The organism is Brevibacillus sp. FIR094 (assembly GCF_050477165.1).
GTDB lineage: Bacteria > Bacillota > Bacilli > Brevibacillales > Brevibacillaceae > Brevibacillus.
The window spans coordinates 12,941-29,594 of the sequence record NZ_JBEAES010000052.1 but is presented as its reverse complement, the minus strand read 5'-3'; the positions used below and the strand labels follow the sequence as shown (position 1 = coordinate 29,594).

Annotated in this window: 18 protein-coding genes and 1 riboswitch; of the genes, 11 read left to right on the top strand and 7 right to left on the bottom strand. The window is 48.2% G+C overall.

The features are described from left to right. Nucleotides 1-75: 75 nt before the first annotated feature. Nucleotides 76-300 carry a hypothetical protein gene (locus ACQ5DJ_RS27940; protein ID WP_429845287.1) on the bottom strand — a complete coding sequence of 75 codons (225 nt, stop codon included), beginning with the start codon at nucleotides 298-300 and terminating at the stop codon, nucleotides 76-78. Between the two features lie 196 nt (nucleotides 301-496). Here ACQ5DJ_RS27940 and fabL point away from each other — a divergent pair, with 196 nt between their 5' ends. The 7 genes from fabL (at nucleotide 497) to ACQ5DJ_RS27905 (ending at nucleotide 7,510) form a co-directional block, all read left to right on the top strand. After that, entirely contained in the window at nucleotides 497-1,255 is a 759-nt protein-coding gene (gene fabL / locus ACQ5DJ_RS27935) for an enoyl-[acyl-carrier-protein] reductase FabL (RefSeq protein WP_017250147.1), read from the top strand. A 111-nt stretch (nucleotides 1,256-1,366) separates the two neighbouring features. Beyond that, nucleotides 1,367-1,780: a GNAT family N-acetyltransferase gene (locus ACQ5DJ_RS27930; RefSeq protein ID WP_016742780.1), complete on the top strand. Its 414-nt coding sequence runs from the start codon at nucleotides 1,367-1,369 to the stop codon at nucleotides 1,778-1,780. 48 nt (nucleotides 1,781-1,828) lie between these two features. Further along, nucleotides 1,829-2,365: a DUF402 domain-containing protein gene (locus ACQ5DJ_RS27925; protein ID WP_007729805.1), complete on the top strand. Its 537-nt coding sequence runs from the start codon at nucleotides 1,829-1,831 to the stop codon at nucleotides 2,363-2,365. 57 nt (nucleotides 2,366-2,422) lie between these two features. Next, entirely contained in the window at nucleotides 2,423-4,204 is a 1,782-nt protein-coding gene (locus ACQ5DJ_RS27920; protein WP_429845286.1) for an ABC transporter ATP-binding protein, read from the top strand. 24 nt (nucleotides 4,205-4,228) lie between these two features. After that, nucleotides 4,229-5,449, top strand: coding sequence for an MFS transporter (locus ACQ5DJ_RS27915; RefSeq protein ID WP_429845285.1), 1,221 nt, complete (start codon nucleotides 4,229-4,231; stop codon nucleotides 5,447-5,449). Between the two features lie 114 nt (nucleotides 5,450-5,563). Continuing rightward, nucleotides 5,564-6,793, top strand: a complete 1,230-nt coding sequence (locus ACQ5DJ_RS27910; RefSeq protein WP_429845284.1) for an MFS transporter — start codon at nucleotides 5,564-5,566, stop codon at nucleotides 6,791-6,793. 171 nt (nucleotides 6,794-6,964) lie between these two features. Continuing rightward, nucleotides 6,965-7,510 (top strand): flavodoxin family protein, encoded by a 546-nt coding sequence (locus ACQ5DJ_RS27905; protein WP_429845283.1) that lies wholly within the window; start codon nucleotides 6,965-6,967, stop codon nucleotides 7,508-7,510. Nucleotides 7,511-7,588: 78 nt separating this feature from the next. Here ACQ5DJ_RS27905 and ACQ5DJ_RS27900 read toward each other — a convergent pair whose 3' ends face one another. The 6 genes from ACQ5DJ_RS27900 to ACQ5DJ_RS27875 all read right to left on the bottom strand — a co-directional run bounded on the left by ACQ5DJ_RS27900 (nucleotide 7,589) and on the right by ACQ5DJ_RS27875 (nucleotide 12,286). Then, on the bottom strand, nucleotides 7,589-7,942 hold the full coding sequence (locus ACQ5DJ_RS27900; protein ID WP_429845282.1) for a MoaF-related domain-containing protein: 354 nt from the start codon (nucleotides 7,940-7,942) through the stop codon (nucleotides 7,589-7,591). Between the two features lie 148 nt (nucleotides 7,943-8,090). Beyond that, a complete protein-coding gene (locus ACQ5DJ_RS27895) occupies nucleotides 8,091-8,942 on the bottom strand; it encodes an NAD(P)-dependent oxidoreductase (protein ID WP_429845281.1) in 852 nt (283 codons plus the stop codon). 23 nt (nucleotides 8,943-8,965) lie between these two features. Then, nucleotides 8,966-9,781, bottom strand: a complete 816-nt coding sequence (locus ACQ5DJ_RS27890) for a pyrroline-5-carboxylate reductase family protein (protein ID WP_429845280.1) — start codon at nucleotides 9,779-9,781, stop codon at nucleotides 8,966-8,968. Nucleotides 9,782-9,876: 95 nt separating this feature from the next. Then, nucleotides 9,877-10,557: a zinc metallopeptidase gene (locus ACQ5DJ_RS27885; RefSeq protein ID WP_048031441.1), complete on the bottom strand. Its 681-nt coding sequence runs from the start codon at nucleotides 10,555-10,557 to the stop codon at nucleotides 9,877-9,879. 222 nt (nucleotides 10,558-10,779) lie between these two features. Further along, the gene (locus ACQ5DJ_RS27880; RefSeq protein ID WP_429845279.1) at nucleotides 10,780-10,920 is read right to left on the bottom strand and encodes a hypothetical protein; all 141 of its coding nucleotides are present in this window, start codon (nucleotides 10,918-10,920) and stop codon (nucleotides 10,780-10,782) included. Between the two features lie 79 nt (nucleotides 10,921-10,999). Next, nucleotides 11,000-12,286 (bottom strand): glutamate-1-semialdehyde 2,1-aminomutase, encoded by a 1,287-nt coding sequence (locus tag ACQ5DJ_RS27875; protein WP_429845278.1) that lies wholly within the window; start codon nucleotides 12,284-12,286, stop codon nucleotides 11,000-11,002. A 264-nt stretch (nucleotides 12,287-12,550) separates the two neighbouring features. Here ACQ5DJ_RS27875 and ACQ5DJ_RS27870 point away from each other — a divergent pair, with 264 nt between their 5' ends. The 4 genes from ACQ5DJ_RS27870 (at nucleotide 12,551) to ACQ5DJ_RS27855 (ending at nucleotide 16,081) form a co-directional block, all read left to right on the top strand. Next, a complete protein-coding gene (locus tag ACQ5DJ_RS27870) occupies nucleotides 12,551-13,393 on the top strand; it encodes a protein phosphatase 2C domain-containing protein (protein WP_429845277.1) in 843 nt (280 codons plus the stop codon). Nucleotides 13,394-13,482: 89 nt separating this feature from the next. Further along, a complete protein-coding gene (locus ACQ5DJ_RS27865; RefSeq protein ID WP_429845276.1) occupies nucleotides 13,483-14,493 on the top strand; it encodes an ABC transporter ATP-binding protein in 1,011 nt (336 codons plus the stop codon). After that, nucleotides 14,486-15,280, top strand: coding sequence for an ABC transporter permease (locus tag ACQ5DJ_RS27860; RefSeq protein ID WP_007729824.1), 795 nt, complete (start codon nucleotides 14,486-14,488; stop codon nucleotides 15,278-15,280). The genes ACQ5DJ_RS27865 and ACQ5DJ_RS27860 overlap by 8 nt, the downstream gene beginning before the upstream one ends. A 3-nt stretch (nucleotides 15,281-15,283) precedes the next feature. Then, entirely contained in the window at nucleotides 15,284-16,081 is a 798-nt protein-coding gene (locus ACQ5DJ_RS27855) for an ABC transporter permease (RefSeq protein WP_106657734.1), read from the top strand. Between the two features lie 281 nt (nucleotides 16,082-16,362). After that, a riboswitch (FMN riboswitch) is annotated at nucleotides 16,363-16,517 on the top strand. The last annotated feature ends 137 nt before the right edge of the window (nucleotides 16,518-16,654 follow it).

Sequence of the window (16,654 nt, the reverse complement as noted above, 5' to 3'; positions counted from 1 at the left end):
TGCTTAATTCGCAATGGTGTTTTGATACCTGTCCTACGGACGGGGGTCAGTCCCACGAGCAGCCGGGTTTTTTACTTAATCGTAAATAGGTGACGAGGAATGATCCCATCCCCCATTGTCTCCATTCACAGGCCCACGGGATTCAAGCTCATGGATGACTTTGACGTGAAGAGAGGCTCCTTCTGCACTGAGGTAAGCTGCCAGTTGTGAAAAGCTGTGATGGTAATAAAGCAGCTCATTCATTTCCCAATCAGCCAGTGGCACCATGGTTAATTCAGACAATTCCCGACCTATGTACACCCTGCTATTCCTCCTTATGTGGTAGTGGTTTGCCTGATACTGCGAGCTTAGTATGGCTATAGTCGAGAGGATCAAGTCATGCGGGGATTTTTTCCGCAGGTAGAAAAAGCGCAGGTGGAGTTGTATAATGAATGAGTGATTTTTATTTATTAGTACCTGCTATTAATAGTTGGTCAGATCGGGAGGTAATCTTTTTATGAATACAACGAAAAAAGTAGCACTGGTTACTGGCGGAACGCGAGGAATCGGAAAAGCGATTGCGCTTCAATTGGCGGAACAGGGCTATGACCTGGTGCTGAACTATTTGCGTAACCGCACTGCGGCAAGAGAAGCAGCAGCAGAGCTGGAAGCAAAGGGCGCTCGTGTCCATCTGATCAAAGCCAATGTAGGGGATGTAGCAAAAATCAAAGAGTTGTTCGCAGAAATTGACCAGGAATTCGGTCGCTTGGATGTATTTGTGAACAATGCGGCATCAGGTGTACTGCGTCCGCTGATGGAACTGGAAGAAAGCCATTGGGACTGGACCATGGAAATTAACAGCAAGGCGCTGTTGTTCTGTGCACAAGAAGCGGCAAAACTAATGATCAAGGGCGGCAACGGCGGAAAAATCGTGAGCTTGTCCAGCCTGGGGTCCATTCGAGTTCTCGACAACTATACAGCGGTTGGCGTATCGAAGGCAGCTGTAGAAGCGATTACTCGTTATTTGGCAGTCGAGCTCGCACCGCATAATATTGTAGTAAACGCTGTTTCTGGCGGAGCGGTGGATACGGATGCACTCAAACATTTCCCGAATCGTGAAGAATTGCTCGGTAGCTCAGCAGAGCGTACGCCAGCAGGACGCATTGTGGAGCCGGAAGATTTGGCTAATGCTGTGATATTCTTGCTCTCTGACAAAGCGTGGATGGTTCGTGGACAAACATTGATTGTAGACGGCGGTATTTCTCTTTTGACATAATAATTTACTGAAGATGGAGTATGGAGTTGGAGACTTTGTGGTGTTGCGACACAAGACAAAGTTGTCCATGTGTTGTACAATAGAGGAAGAAGGTTACGAAGGAGGCAACACATGCTGATTCGTCCGTTTCGACTCGGTGACTATTCGGCTATCACACGTATTTGGCAGGAGACGGGGTTGGACCAATCGGACAAAGAGTCATTGAACGATTTGGCCCAGCATTTGGCTTGGGACAGCGATCTGGTAATGGTTGCAGAAATTGAAGGCAGAGTTGTAGGGGTCGTGGTTGGCACGATCGACGGTGCACGTGCCTATTTCTACCGATTGGCAGTACTTCCAGAGATGCAAGGCTCAGGTATTGGTCGCGAACTCGTTGAAGCAATTGAAAAGCGTTTCAAGCAACGAGGTGTCAATAACGTCTTGATCATGGTCAATCAATCAAATCCGGAAGTCCTTCCGTTTTACCTTTCACTTGGCTATGAAGTACAAAAATATGTTACACTTTCCAAAAAGCTCTCTTCTTAAAGGAGGCTTGTCCCCATTCAAATAGAGAAGAGAAGAAAGGGGAGAGTCATGTCACCAACTCCGGGCTCCAATATCCGCATAGAAAGTTATAAACATGACCATTCGTTGCACCGCATATGGGACAAATCTACGTTGATTCATACCAGTGATGCGGTGGTGATTGGGGGAAATGATCGGGTCAAGGTGACGGAAGCAGACGGGCGGGAATGGCGTACGCGTGAACCGGCCATTTGTACATTTGGTAGAGGCCAGTGGTTCAATACCATTGCCATGATTCGTGATGACGGTATTTATTATTATTGCAACATTGGTTCGCCCTTCAGCATGAAGGGACAATTGCTTAGCTACATAGACTATGATCTCGACGTAAAAGTGTTTCCCGATATGACGTACTCGATTCTCGACGAAGAGGAGTTTCTTTTACATAGCAAACAGATGAACTATCCTCCATTTGTTGTGGAAAGAGTGCAGACAGCACTGCGAGAAGTGCTGGATTGGGTAAGCGCACGACGTGGCCCTTTTCAAAACGGTTTCGTCCAACGTTGGTACGAGCGTTATCTTTTAGTACGAGATGATGAGGAATAATCCCTTTCCCGAATGACCGGGGGAGGGATTTCCTTGTTTGCAAAGGAGGTATGATGGTTGAGCATACGCCGCTATTTGGCTTATGTCCTGCCCTATTGGAAACAAATATTGGGCACTATATTTATTGGTATTATTAAGTTTGCGATCCCACTTGCTCTGCCGCTTCTTATCAAATACGTCATTGATGACCTGCTGCCAAGTCCGCTTCCTCAAGAGGAAAAGCTGAAACAGTTATTTTGGCTGATGCTCGGGGCCTTTTTGCTATTTACCCTCGTTCGCGCCCCTGTTGAGTACATTCGGCAATACTACGCACAGTGGGTATCCAGTCGTATCTTGTTTGACATCCGCAATCAATTGTTTTCACATTTACAACGCCTGTCGATGCGCTACTACAACAATACAAAAACGGGTGAGGTCATCTCTCGCGTCATTAACGACGTGGAATCAACCAAGAGCTTCGTGGAAACGGGTTTAATGAATCTTTGGTTGGACCTGATTACGATTACACTGACGATGGTGATCATGCTCTATATGGACGTGGAGCTGACGATTGTCGCGATTATCGTTTTCCCTTTGTACAGTATCTCCGTCAAGTTTTTCTACAAGCGCTTGCGTCAATTGACAAAGGATCGCTCTGCTGCATTGGCGCATTTGCAAGGCCATTTGTACGAACGCGTAAACGGCATGTCGCTCATCCGTAGCTTTGCATTAGAAAAGCAGGAGAGCAAGGAATTTGCCAAGGAGAACAATCAGTTTTTAGATAAGGCACTGGCACATACACGGTGGAATGCCCGAACCTTCGCCGTGGTCAATACGGTGACGGATATCGCACCGCTCCTGGTCATTGCTTATGCTGGCTACCAAGTCATTGGCGGGAGTATGAGCGTAGGGACGCTCGTTGCGTTTTATGCTTATTTGGAGCGCTTGTACACGCCGCTGCGACGTCTGGTCAATTCCAGTACGGTACTGACTCAGGCAATTGCCTCGATGGACCGGATGTTCGAGTTTATCGATGAATCGTACGATATCGTTGACAAGCCAAACGCAGGGGATTTGCCTGTTGACCCTGAAACTAAACGCATTCGCGGGGAAATTCGCTTTGAGAACGTGTCCTTCCGCTATCGGGAGGAAGGTCCTCTCGTCTTGAACAATGTGAATCTGAACATCTCTTCTGGTGAGACAGTTGCGATTGTCGGGATGTCAGGCGGCGGAAAATCTTCGTTGATTAGCTTACTGCCGCGTTTTTGGGACGTGACAGAAGGGAAAATTACGATTGATGGCATCGATGTCCGCGATGTGAAGCAGCAAAATTTGCGTTACCACATCGGGATGGTGCAGCAAGATAATATTTTGTTTAGTGAATCAGCAAAAGTGAATATTTTAATGGGCAATCCTGATGCAGATGACAATGCTGTGCAAGAAGCTGCGAAGGCGGCAAATGCCCATGACTTTATTAGCGAATTGCCGAATGGGTACCATACGGAGCTGGGAGAGCGCGGCGTGAAGCTCTCTGGCGGGCAAAAGCAGCGAATCGCGATTGCGCGTGTTTTCCTGCGTGACCCGGGTATTCTGATTCTGGATGAGGCGACGTCTGCACTCGACTTGGAATCAGAGCACACGATTCAGGAGTCTTTGTCCAGATTGGCAAAAGGAAGAACTACGCTCATCGTGGCCCATCGACTTTCGACGATTACCCATGCGGACAAAATCATTGTCATGAAAGAGGGACAAATCGTTGAGGAAGGCTCGCATGAGCAATTGCTGGAGAGCAAAGGAGTATACTATGGCCTGTGGAGTGTGCAAGATTTAGGAAGTACATCCGACCCGCAACTGGGATAAGCAGATGGGATTGGAGGAAGTCCGATGGAGATATGGCGCCGTAATTTATATGTACTCTGCGGATCGTTGTTTTTCGTTATGGTGGCGATGAGCATGATCATGCCATTTTTACCGCTTTACATTCAGCAGGATTTCGGAATTGAAGACCCTCATCAAGTCACGGCTTGGGCGGGGATTATTTTTGGAGCCAACTTTTTGACAGCGGGCCTCGTCTCACCTATTTGGGGAAATTTGGCCGATAAGCACGGGCGCAAGATCATGATTTTGCGCTCGGGATTTTTTATGTCCATTACCATGGCACTGACCGGTTTTGCGGGAAGTCTGTGGCAGCTTTTGGCCCTTCGTCTGCTCAATGGACTTGTAGGGGGAATCATCCCTGCCAGTACCGCATTGGTAGCATCCTCTGTACCAAAAGAACGAATCGGCTGGGCAACGGGGTTGCTTCAGTCTTTTATTACGGCCGGAACCATTATGGGACCGCTGTTTGGCGGTGTTCTCGCGGAGAAGATCGGTTTTCGAATGATTTTTGTGATAACCGGTTCCGTATTATTACTGGCGACCTTGGTCATTACGTTTATGGTGAAAGAGAATTTTGTTCCACCTGAAAAAAAGGAACGGTCGAGTCTACGGGAAGATTTTCAGATGATCTTCTCTTCCAAAGAACTCCCGGCGCTCTTTTTTGTAACCGTAATGATCCAGTTTGCGTTGTTTAGCATTATCCCTGTGTTGCCGATCTACATTTCGCAATTGGTTGGATCAGAAGGGGCAAAGGTAGCTCTGTGGGCCGGTATTGTTCAGGCATGCATGGGGGTAGCAAACGTCTTTGCCTCCCCGCAGCTGGGACGTTTAGGAGATCGGTTCGGTTCGCAGAAGGTGCTCTTGTTCTCACTTTTGGCTGCCGCAATCATCTTTATTCCACAAGGTCTGGTACATACGGTATGGCAATTGGTCGCGCTCCGGTTTTTGTTAGGATTATCGCTGGGAGGATTGCTTCCATCGGTCAATGCTTTGCTGCGACGAGCAACACCTGTCCATATGGTCAGTCGTGTCTATGGCTATAACAACAGCTTCGTCAGTATCGGCAGCATGCTTGGACCGATGATTGGTGGCTTTTTGGCTGGCTATGTGAGTATTAGCGGAGTCTTTTATATGACGAGTGCTTTCTTGTTTATTAACGCAGGCTGGGTATACTACAGCTTTTTCCGAAACAAATCTGTACAGCATTCTGATTCTGGAATAGAATAAGAGGTAATTTCGCGAAAGAGGTGCACCTCCATTGTGATGGCGAGTCGGTGTGAATAACTTCATATTCCATCAGGACGTATAGGCTGGTCCTGAACCGACAGGAGGGTGTGCTTTATGTGGCATCGACGCTTTATTTGCCTCTGGGCGGGTCAGACATTGGCCAACCTTGGGGATGTATTTTATATTGTCGCGTTTATTTCGATCATCTACGCTGCAACTGGCTCTGTCATGTACACGGCGTTTATACCGGTTGTCATCGTAGCTTCGCAATCTGTGAGTAGCTTGTTGGCTCCGTTGGTGTTTCAGCGATTGTCGTTGACGGGCATGCTCGTGCTGTCGCAAGGCTTGAAGACGATACTTTTGGCTGCAGCCTCATTAGCTGTCAGCAGCGGTGTAGGAGAGCAGGGAGAGTGGATCTGGCTATTGTTCGGATTGGGGTCAACTATCGCCTTTATGGATGGCTGGGCAAACCCTGCGCGCAATGCCATGGTGCCGCAGTTGGTCAGACGAGAAGACCTCATGCGAGCGAATGGTTTGCTTGCCACCTCGGATCAAACCGTTCATTTTGCTGGTTGGGCCGCAGGGGGATTACTCGTTTCTTGGCTGGGAGCGAGTATTGTTCTGTGGGGAACGGTTGGTGCCTACGTAGTGGCAACGATCGCGATGACAGGCATTGCACCGGCGAGCGAAAAGCTGCGTGAAGAACGGGCAGCTAAGGCGACAACAAACTGGCTCACTGGATGGAAAACAATTCGCGATGTACCTGTACTGCGACTGCTGGTCGCGATGGATATCGTGATCGGCTTGTCCGGGGGTGTGTGGATCGCTGCGATTATGCTGCCATTTGTACTCGATGTGCTTGGACAAGGAGAAGAATGGTGGGGCTACATCAATGCTGGTTACATGCTTGGAGCCATTGCAGGTGGGACTTTGCTATTGATGTATGCGGAGCGGATGCGTCGCCATTTATTTCGCTGGATTATTTGCGGTACGATTGGCGTCGGAGTCTTTACCTTTTGTTTTGGTAGCAGTACGAACGCGCTGGTAGCACTGTTGTTTTCCTTTGCACTGGGCCCGTTTTTGGAAATGGTGCATGTAAGCAAGCAGACACTATTGCAGCAAGAGACTGAAGAATCAGCACTACCCTATGTCATGTCAGCAAAGGGGACGATTGATTTACTGGTCTTTGGCGCTTCTGCCTTGGTGATGGGAGCTATCGCTGAATGGCAGGGAGTCCGGGTTGTTTATTATGTATCTGCTGGATTGTTACTCATTGCTTTCCTTTTTGCGTTGCGCTTGCAAAAAAAGCAGACGGAGCATTCTAGTGGGGTTTCCGTAAATTAAAACACGAGCAGGCTGTCTTATCCGTAGACTTTTCTACTGGGAAGGCAGCCTTTTTTGATTAGAGATGGTCCGACAGTTTAAAGAGTCCGTTAGTCGCTTTAAGGTTTGAGAAAGTCTTTCTTTCACCATACAATAAAAGGAGCAAAAAAAGATGTATGGATGGGTGATTACATGAAGATTCTCGTTTTGCATGGAAGCTCCAGAGATGCAGGAAACACAGAACAGTTGACCAATCTGGTATTGGAGGGAGTGCCTCATACGAGCATCCGGTTGCGAGAGAAGACGATCCAACCGATTCACGACCAAAGGCATGACGAGGGAGGCTTCGATGCAATCACGGATGATTACGATGAAGTGACAGAAGCGGTGCTCGCCCATGATTTTCTGATTTTCTCTACGCCAATCTATTGGTACGGCATGTCCGGGCATATGAAAAACTATGTGGATCGCTGGTCGCAGAGCTTGCGTGACAAGCGTTATTCCTTCAAAGAATCTCTCGGGCAAAAGCAGGCATATGTCATTACGACTGGCGGAGACCAGCCCAGATTGAAGGGGCTACCACTGATTCAACAGTTTCAGTATGTTTTTTCTTTTGTCGGAATGCCATTTACGGGTTATATGATCGGGGAAGGCAACAAACCCGGTGATGTATTGTCAGATCCACGAGCAGTAGAGGAAGCAAAGATTTTTAATGCGTGGCTGAAGGCCAAACAATAGCGTATTGGACGACAAAAGACCGGAAGCAATTCCGGTCTTTCGCTTTGTCAGCTTTCACGGATTATGAGGTGAATCTGTCTAGTCTAGTTCGGTTATGGTACCGGAGTGGAACAGACTTTTTCGAACACCCTGTGCATCATAGGTATAATGCGTATAGACCAGCATCCTATTAAAATCAGCAACTTGGCTGACCGTGTAGACTTCTTCCAACCAGTACATAAAATATACGCAAGGAGCTATCTCCACGTAATCGAATGTATAGTAACCATTAAATCCTTTATGCGGTCCAGCAATTCCTTCATCGTGCCGATGAGTAGCGTCAAAGAAATGAATGATAAATACATTGCCATCTTCATAATCATAGCGAAAGGTCTTACCAGCGTATACAGGGAGTCGATGACTGTATTGTACATATTGAAAATTTGGATGCATAGCATACTCCTCCTTTTGTAAGCAATATATGTCAAACATAGGCGTATGCTCTGCGTGGAATGCAAAAAACAGCGGCCAGTCTAAGACGTTACTTTTCAGGTCTTAGGTAGCCGCTGTTTCATATATAAGGTCAATCTAAACACGAAGCCTATTTTCCACCGAGGTGACGCAGGATCGCCATCAAATCGAGCTCTCCCAGTCCTGATTCCAGTGCATGACGATAGGTGGCATTGACGGATTCCGCCAAAGGTGTAGAAACGCCTGCTTCATGCGCTAGTCGAAGGTCCTTGGCCATATGCTTCAGGGCAAAGGCAGCCGGATAGTCGTCAGCGAGGATTGAGGCTGCTTTTCCGCGGATTAATGGGGTTCCTACGGCGCTCTCGGAAATGATGTCCAGCATCTGTTCTGTGCCAATGCCGAGAGAGCGAGCGAACAGCAATGTCTCAGAGACACCTTGTACCGTAATGCCAAGCAACAGATTGATCGCCAGCTTGGCAGACGTGCCAGCACTGTTTGGTCCCAAATAAAAGGCTGCTTTGCCCAGCTTGTCCAGCATCGGCTTGGCTACGTCATAATCCGCTTGTTCACCGCCTACCATGATGACGAGCTTCCCTTCTTTTGCAGGTCCTACACTGCCAGAGACAGGAGCATCGAGAAAGCGCAGCCCAGCTTGTTTGGCCTGCTCGGCAAGAAAACGGGAAGTATCCGGTGAAATGGTGCTCATGTCCACCGCCAGCTTTCCTTGCACAGGAAGACTCAGGAGACCATCTAGGCCCGCATAGATTGCTTTTACGGCATCATCGTCGCTTACCATGGTGAATAGTACATCGCTTTGTGCTACCAGCTCGGACAAAGTCGCAGTTTCTTTCGCACCCAATGCCACCAATGGTGCAGCTTTTCCAGGTGTACGGTTCCAGACACGTACGTCGTAGCCTGCAGCCAGCAGATTGCTAGCCATTGGTATGCCCATGTTTCCCAAACCAATCCAACCGATGATCATCGTCATGTTCTCCTATCCGCGATTTATGCTTGTATTTGTTGTTGGACAAGTATCTTCAAAGCAGCGTGCTTGGATTCTGTCATCGCAAACAACTCGTCAAATCCAGAAGGAAGCGTTTTGTCAAGAACACGCAAGCCTTCCTCGGTAATGCCACCTTTGGTAGCAACGCGCTCGATCAGCTGGTCAAAGCTAAGCTGTTCGTTTTTGAGCAAAAGAGCGGTTCCTAGCATCGTTTCCACCAGCATGCTTCTCGCCGTATCCAGGTCAAGCTCTGGTGTTTTGCGAACGGCTGCCTGCGCGAACGAATCAAGAATTCCTGCGATCAGTCCCGGTGCGCTGCTGGTGAGGATTGTCGCTGTTTCGATCTCGACCTCGGATACTTCCTGTGATTGACTAATAGAAGACAGGAGAGTGAGAAGCTCATTGCGATCCTCTGCACTTGTTTGACTGCTGGATGTAAATAGAGATACACCATGCAGTTCTTGCGAAGTGACTGAAGGAATTACCTTGCTTACGGCACCAGCATGGACGGTTTCCAAATCATCGATGCTAACACCTGCTGCCACAGAAACGATATGTACACTTTCAGGGATAGACAATTCACGCAGCACAGGCAGGATATCCAGTGGCTTTGTGCAGAGAAAGACCAGATTTGCCTGGTCGCACACCTCTTGCGCGCTTTCAGCTATGAGAATGCCATGTGATGCTTGCAGATTTTCAGCCTTTTCTCTTGTTCGATTGAAGACGGTGATATGCTCGGGCTGGATGACACCGCTTTTACAGAGTGATTTCACCAGCATTTGTCCCATACTGCCTAATCCAATGATTCCAATTCGCATATGCAAAACCCCCCGCCTAATTGTAACGTAGCTGTATGAAAAAAGGTACAGCCTCCCATGCGAGAGAGCTGTACCTTTGCAGTTACGTTAAACCATTAGTCGTCAGAGCTACGGAAAATCATGATGTATTTCGCCAACTCCAGAACAGAGATCAAAGCGGCAGCTACGTACGTCAGAGCGGCTGCGCCCAGTACTTTGCTTGCGCCACGTTCTTCTTCATTGCGGATGAAGCCCATTTTGAGCATCAGTTCTTTCGCACGGCTACTTGCATTAAACTCAACTGGCAGTGTGACGAGCTGGAAGGCAACCGCTCCGGAGAAGAAGATAATCCCGATGAGCAAGAGTCCAGCCATTTTAAAGAAGAAACCAGCCAACAGTAGCAATGGAGCCACACCAGAAACCAAATTGACTACTGGGAAAATGCGATGGCGTGCTACCAGCATTGGGTACGAGACCTTGTGCTGAATCGCATGGCCGACCTCATGACAAGCAACGGACAGAGAGGCAATCGAGTTGCCGAAGTATACAGGATCAGACAGGCGTACGACACGGTCAGTCGGGTCGTAGTGGTCAGTCAATGTACCTGGGATATGTTGAACAGGAACGTTCGTCAAGCCGTTCGCATCTAGCATGCGGCGGGCGGCCTCTGCACCGGTAAGACCGGAGGAGGTAGGAACTTCAGCGAATTTGTTAAAAGTTCCTTTCACACGAAACTGTGCCCAGAGCGACAGTCCGAATGCAATCAGAATCAGGAAATCCATAGGATGGAAAAACATTCCACACTCACTCCTCGTTGTAATCTATGAAAACGAAATGTTGCTAAGCCATACATGTAACCTTACTACTTCATTCTGTCCCATATTCATGTATACGAATAAGTCCTATGACAGTTTCACTATTTTATTGTACAATCTCTGACCATTATTGACAATGTTGCCGCATGCGAAAAAACAGACACATTCCTCGTCATCATGATTGGGAATGTGTCTGTTTCTTGATTATCTGTCGTGATTTTGGGTTTTGTGATGCTCGGTTTTTCGCGGGTTTTGAAAGCCGGTCACTTCGAGCATTTTACTGCTCATTTTGGATTCCAACGTCTTTTCAGGAGCCTGCGGATATGATTTTTCACCTTTGGACACCGAAATATCCTCCTCGAAAACATAATCGCGAACAGACTTATTATTTCCTTGGACGGATGCGAAAGGACGTGGGAATGGTTTACAGCTGAGAAAAGGCGCGGTCTACAGCTGCGATGGTGAATTGAATGTCTTCTTCTGTATGGGCTGTGGTTACGAACCAAGCTTCATATTTAGATGGTGCCAGGCATACACCTTCATTCAGCATCAGCTGGAAGAAGCGAGCAAAAATTTCTCCATTCGCTTTCTGAGCTGCATCATAATCATGAACAGGCTCGTCCGTAAAGTAAACTGCCAATGCTCCTTTTACACGATTGAGCTGGATGGTGACGCCGTGTTTGTTGGCTGCCTCAGTGATTCCGTTCGCAAGCATGGCGCCGAGTCGTTCGAATTCATCGTATACACCCGGCTGCTTCAATACTTCCAGGCAGGCAATTCCCGCACGAATGGAAGCAGGATTACCAGCCATTGTTCCCGCTTGATACGCCGGTCCAAGTGGAGCGACTTGCTCCATGATTTCCCGACGACCGCCATAAGCGCCGATTGGCAGTCCGCCACCGATAATTTTACCCAATGCAGTCAGATCAGGCTCGACTCCGAGGAGGTCTTGTGCTCCGCCATAGCAGAAGCGGAAGGCCGTAATCACTTCATCGTAGACGACAAGTGCGCCTGCTTCGTGTGTGATGCGGTTAACCACTTCCAAGAAGCCAGGCTCAGGTGCTACGATACCGAAATTGCCGACAATCGGCTCTACGAGGACGCAAGCCGTTTCGCTTCCCCATTTGTTCATAGTTTCAGCGAATGCTTCGACATTATTAAAAGGTACAGTAATAACTTCGCTGGCAATGCTTTGTGGAATACCTGCACTGTCCGGGATTCCCAGGGTAGATGGACCGGAGCCGGCAGCAACGAGCACCAAATCAGAGTGGCCGTGGTAGCAGCCTGCGAATTTGATGATTTTGACACGACCGGTATAGGCACGTGCTACACGAATGCAGGTCATGACTGCTTCTGTACCGGAGTTATTGAATCGAACGCGCTCCATCGAAGGGATTGCATCGCGGATCATGTTTGCGAAGGTGATTTCCCATGGAGTCGGAGTGCCGTACAGGGTTCCGTTGGCAGCTGCTTCACAAATCGCTTTGGTCACATGTGGATGTGCATGGCCAGTAATGATGGGGCCATATGCTGCTAAATAGTCAATATATCGATTGCCGTCCACGTCCCAGAAATACGCGCCCTGGGCACGTTCCATCGTTACGGGTGCTCCCCCGCCTACAGCCTTGAAAGAGCGGGAAGGGCTGTTTACCCCGCCTAGAATGACGTCGAGTGCTTCCTCGTGCAGTTGCGCGGATCGTTCACGTTTCATGCATATTCCCTCTTTTCTTTTTGATCGTAAAGGAATTTATAAAATAAATTCCGGAGCGTATGGAAGCTTTCCGCTAAAAAGCGGTCGCTCCTCCATGAATTGGCCTCGATCAAGGTTTTCTTACCAACCTCTTTTGGAAAAAGTCCTTCATTATCTTACCACAGCTGTTCAACAACTGGATATGAACGGAGAGCTATAGATGAAGAAAAGGAAAAGTGATACAATTTTCAAGCAAATCACTCCATGGGTAAAGGCGGGGTCATCATGAAACTTGAGAGCATCTTCATGAAAGGAAGCGGCAAAAGCAATGAGGACGCCTATGTGATTCAGCAGGTCAAGCATGTGTATGCGGTTATCGACGGCATTACGTCGCTGATTCCGTATGAGAACGCAGCAGGACAAACAGGCGGAGCTATCGCGGCTGAGCTCGTAAAAAAGCAGTTGGAAGCAATGCCGGAGGATGCAGCTTTGCACGATTATTTGGAGACGATAAACTTAGCCCTTCAGGAGCAGATGCGGCAAAGCGGCATTGATCTTGAGAAAAAGGAAGCATTGTGGGGAGCGGCCTGTGCAGTCGTCCGTGTAGGAGATGCCCATATCGAGTACGCGCAGTTGGGAGATTGCATGATATTTGCCGTTTATGATGATGACACTGTACGACCTCTGACGCATACGCAAGTCAGCCATTTGGAACAGGCAGCCTTGGCGAAGTGGGAAGAAGGAATCAACGAAGGATTGTGTACCCGAGCAGAGCTGTACGAACGATGTATGAACATCCTGATCCATAACCGCTATCAGGCGAATGGACCAGGAGGCTACGGCGTGTTGAATGGCGATGTTGCCTGTCGGGATTTTATAGAGTATGGACGCATGAATCGAGTTGGTGTGAAAGCGTTGGTAATGGCAACGGATGGTCTTTTCATGCCGAGAGCTTTAGGTGGAGTACAGCCGAAGTGGGAAGAGACGGTGCTGCCGATCGTACATAAAGGGCTGCAACGTTATACTGACGAGCTCATCTCTCTGGAAAATAACGATCCCGAATGCATCCAGTATATCCGCTTCAAAAAGTCAGACGACAAAACGGGAATGATCCTTTATCTTCATTAACAGTTTGGTGCAGTTTGCCTTTTGCACAATTCGATTGGCTCATATACACTACAAATGGTATTTAAGCGAAGAAAAAAGGACGGTTTTCCATGATTCAGGTAAATCATTTACAAAAGGATTTCCGCATCCATCAGTCCAGACCAGGCCTTGGTGGTGCTTTTCGAGATTTGTTCAGTCGGGAGTATAAGACGGTAAATGCGGTGGATGACCTTTCCTTTACAGTAAAGGAAGGGGAAATGTTCGCGCTGATTGGGGAAAATGGTGCCGGAAAATCGACCACGATCAAGATGCTGACGGGTATCTTGACCCCGAGCAACGGAGAAATCGTCATTAACGGCTATGTGCCTTTCAAGCAGCGGGAAGAGTACGTTCGTTCCATCGGAGTTGTTTTCGGGCAGCGCTCTCAGCTTTGGTGGGATCTTTCTCCGATAGAGTCCTTCCGTCTGTTGAAGAGTGTTTATAAGGTAGATGAGGCAGAAGGAGAAAAGTGGCTGGAGCGTTTGATTGAGGAGCTGGAGATTTCTCCGTTCGTCAGTCAGCCAGTGCGCAAGCTGAGTCTCGGTCAGCGGATGCGCTGTGAAGTGGCTGCTTCATTGATTCATAAGCCACGCCTGCTGTTTCTCGATGAACCGACAGTTGGACTCGATGTGCTCGTTAAGCAAAAAATCCGAGAGTTTCTCCGCAATCTGAACGAGACGGAAAATATGACGATCTTGTTGACGACTCACGATGTGTCAGACATCGAAGCACTCTGTAAACGCGTGCTTGTCATGGACAAAGGGAAGCTGATCTTCGATGGCTTGTTGAATGACCTCAAGGAAAAATGGGGCAATGGCACAGAGGTGTCCTTCCAAATGAAAAAGCGCACGTCAACAGCCGCACTCCGTCAGGCATTGGGAGAGATGCCTTGTGAGATCGAGCAAATCAATGATTTTACTCTCAGTGTAAAAGTAGCGCGGAGTCAGGAAATGCTGCCTTTTGTTTTGTCGACGGTCATGTCAGCCTTTGAAGTCAGCGACGTGAAAATCGAGGAGACGAGTACAGAGGATATTGTTCGCAACATTTATTCCTCAGACCAAGAGGTAGCCAGCCATGCGTAAGCTATATATGGAACTCATCCGCATGAGGTTTTTGACGATGCTTGCCTATCGTGTGAATTATTACAGCGGCATCATTATCTACGCGATCAACATCGGTGCGTACTACTTTTTGTGGGGAGCGATCTACGGAGGACAGCAGCAACTGGGCGGGCTTACGGTGGAACAGATGACTTCCTACGTTGCGATTGCTTGGATGTCGCGTGCGTTTTATTTTAACAACATCGATACAGAAATAGCCCAGGACGTCCGAGAAGGCAAGGTCGCGATCGAAATGATACGCCCTTATAATTACTTGTCCGTGAAAACGGCGCAGGCGTTTGGGGAAGGGATCTTTCGGTTTCTCTTTTTCGCGGGTCCAGGGATCTTCCTTATCAGCCTGATCATTCCGTTCAGCTTCCCGGCGACAGCGACTGGATGGGGGCTGTATTTGATCAGCTTGATGTGTGCGTTTTTGATCAATACACAAATCAACCTGGTGACAGGCTTGCTGACTTTCTTCCTGTTCCGAAACGATGGCATGATGCGAGCCAAGCGGGTCGTGGTGGATCTGTTGTCTGGTCTCGTGCTTCCGATCAGCTTTTTCCCGGGATGGGCGCAAACGGTAATGGGTTACCTTCCCTTTCAGGCGGTTAACTACTATCCGAGCTTGATCTTCACAGGAGCGATTACAACGGAACGCTCCTGGGAATTGATCGGTTTTCAGGTCATCTGGATGTTTGTCATACTGGTTCCCATCTTGGTGATGTGGCGTCTTGCCCGCAACAAGCTGGTTGTGCAAGGAGGGTAGAGCATGCAAAACATGAGACATATTTTCAGTATTTTTGCCGACTACCTGAGTCAGTACTTCAAGACGAGACTTGCCTATCGAACGGATTTTATCGGGGATTTTGTGTCCAATCTGGTTTCTGAGTTGATCAATCTCATCTTTATTATTGTCGTGTTCACGCATGTTCCGCTTATGGGGGATTGGACGCGTGATGAGATTATCTTTATCTATGGTTTCTTTTTGGTTCCATACGCATTGTTCTCAATGTTCTTCGGTTTTTGGGACTTCAACGAACGGTATATCATTCGGGGCGAGATGGATCGCATCCTGACGAGACCGATTCACAATCTGGCACAGGTATGCCTCGAGTCGATTGCGCCAGACCGCATTTTTGGAGTCATAACAGGGATCATCATCATGGGGTATGCTGCTATTCAACTTGATTTGTCGTTTTACTGGTACGACGTGTTCATCTTTATCGGGCTCTCAATCAGTGGGGCACTGATTTACGGTGGCGTGTATACTGCAATTGCTGCGGTTAGCTTCTTTTCTGACTCGCGGACAGGGATTGCCCCGATGATCTACAACATCCAGCAATATGGGCGCTATCCGGTAGACGTGTACAACAAGGCAATTCGCTTTGTGCTCACCTACGTGCTGCCATTTGCCTTTGTGGGTGTTTATCCGGCGGCTTACTTTTTGCGCAAGGAAGTTTGGTACACTTATGCCGCAATGACTCCGGTAGTGGCTGTCATCTTTTTCGGGATCGGGCTGTTAGTCTGGAACTGGGGAGTTACGAAGTATCGGGGAGCAGGTTCTTGATTATTTATCATTCCTAGTAAAGACCGTCCCGGCTGCAAACGGAACGGTCGGTACAATCGGCGCTTCCCGTAAAGGGGTACGGCTCAAATCTGGTTGTGAAATAGACCGCAGAGTGTGGACTCAAGGGCGGTCTATTTCTTTTTGGTCAAGGTAACAACCAAGCCGATTATTATCATTATTCCAACTAAACAAATCGGAAAAATAAACAAAAAGTGTCGAGCTGGCAGTTTCCTCTATTGTCAAATCAAAAAACAGCAGTATAATATGCTGTATACAACTACACATTCCTTCGGGGCAGGGTGAAATTCCCGACCGGCGGTGATCATGCTTTGTGCATGTTAAGCCCGCGAGCCTCCCGAGCTGCAAATAGCGACGGAGTGCAGGATCTGGTGTGATTCCAGAGCCGACAGTACAGTCTGGATGGGAGAAGGATGACGACAGTACGTTTATCACACGTGCTTGTTTGCCTGTGCAAACGGGATGAGAACGTAGAGGCCAGTCCTCTTGTTTCTTGTACCTTTTATTTGCGCACGGTTTTGTCATACGCTTGCAAATGCCCTGTGGAACTTATAA

What these genes read in the sequence shown, in the direction of transcription:
- ACQ5DJ_RS27855 (WP_106657734.1), top strand. Translation starts at nt 15,284, where the DNA reads ATGCAAAACATGAGACATATTTTCAGTATTTTTGCCGACTACCTGAGT.
- ACQ5DJ_RS27895 (WP_429845281.1), bottom strand. Translation starts at nt 8,942, where the DNA reads ATGATCATCGGTTGGATTGGTTTGGGAAACATGGGCATACCAATGGCT.
- fabL (WP_017250147.1), top strand. Translation starts at nt 497, where the DNA reads ATGAATACAACGAAAAAAGTAGCACTGGTTACTGGCGGAACGCGAGGA.
- ACQ5DJ_RS27890 (WP_429845280.1), bottom strand. Translation starts at nt 9,781, where the DNA reads ATGCGAATTGGAATCATTGGATTAGGCAGTATGGGACAAATGCTGGTG.
- ACQ5DJ_RS27875 (WP_429845278.1), bottom strand. Translation starts at nt 12,286, where the DNA reads ATGAAACGTGAACGATCCGCGCAACTGCACGAGGAAGCACTCGACGTC.
- ACQ5DJ_RS27910 (WP_429845284.1), top strand. Translation starts at nt 5,564, where the DNA reads ATGTGGCATCGACGCTTTATTTGCCTCTGGGCGGGTCAGACATTGGCC.
- ACQ5DJ_RS27915 (WP_429845285.1), top strand. Translation starts at nt 4,229, where the DNA reads ATGGAGATATGGCGCCGTAATTTATATGTACTCTGCGGATCGTTGTTT.
- ACQ5DJ_RS27870 (WP_429845277.1), top strand. Translation starts at nt 12,551, where the DNA reads ATGAAACTTGAGAGCATCTTCATGAAAGGAAGCGGCAAAAGCAATGAG.
- ACQ5DJ_RS27925 (WP_007729805.1), top strand. Translation starts at nt 1,829, where the DNA reads ATGTCACCAACTCCGGGCTCCAATATCCGCATAGAAAGTTATAAACAT.
- ACQ5DJ_RS27900 (WP_429845282.1), bottom strand. Translation starts at nt 7,942, where the DNA reads ATGCATCCAAATTTTCAATATGTACAATACAGTCATCGACTCCCTGTA.
- ACQ5DJ_RS27860 (WP_007729824.1), top strand. Translation starts at nt 14,486, where the DNA reads ATGCGTAAGCTATATATGGAACTCATCCGCATGAGGTTTTTGACGATG.
- ACQ5DJ_RS27930 (WP_016742780.1), top strand. Translation starts at nt 1,367, where the DNA reads ATGCTGATTCGTCCGTTTCGACTCGGTGACTATTCGGCTATCACACGT.
- ACQ5DJ_RS27865 (WP_429845276.1), top strand. Translation starts at nt 13,483, where the DNA reads ATGATTCAGGTAAATCATTTACAAAAGGATTTCCGCATCCATCAGTCC.
- ACQ5DJ_RS27885 (WP_048031441.1), bottom strand. Translation starts at nt 10,557, where the DNA reads ATGTTTTTCCATCCTATGGATTTCCTGATTCTGATTGCATTCGGACTG.
- ACQ5DJ_RS27905 (WP_429845283.1), top strand. Translation starts at nt 6,965, where the DNA reads ATGAAGATTCTCGTTTTGCATGGAAGCTCCAGAGATGCAGGAAACACA.